Origin of the sequence: Blautia luti, from assembly GCF_013304735.1 — a bacterium.
GTDB lineage: Bacteria > Bacillota > Clostridia > Lachnospirales > Lachnospiraceae > Blautia_A.
Window position 1 is genome coordinate 1 of the sequence record NZ_JAAITI010000113.1, and the last position, 367, is coordinate 367.

Sequence of the window (367 nt, forward strand, 5' to 3'; positions counted from 1 at the left end):
CTTTATACTTCCATAGCACCAATTCCGTTTGCCACCATGACCAATAAGGAATGGGGCAATATCGGAAACAACTATTTAAAAGGCTTGTTCGCACTGGCATTTCAGGGATTCTTCATGATGGTCTGTGTGGGAATTTATGCAGTTTTAGTAAATGCAATGACCATATCCAGTGACCTTCATGCAGCAATGTTTTCAGTAGCGGCTTATACCGTGATTCTTGCATTTTCATTATTCAAGACCGGAAGCCTTAGCAAATCAATATTCAATGCCCATTAGCGGGCAGGAAAGGAGCGCATACCATGGCGTATGTACCAGTACCAAAAGACCTTACCAAGGTCAAAACAAAAGTAGCGTTAAATCTGACAAA

2 pseudogenes are annotated in these 367 nt (G+C 41.4%); both read left to right on the plus strand.

The annotated features are described in order from the left end of the window. Positions 1-276 (plus strand): annotated as a pseudogene (locus tag G5B06_RS18685) (hypothetical protein); the annotation flags it as partial. Between the two features lie 23 nt (positions 277-299). Then, positions 300-367 (plus strand): annotated as a pseudogene (locus G5B06_RS18690) (PrgI family protein); the annotation flags it as partial.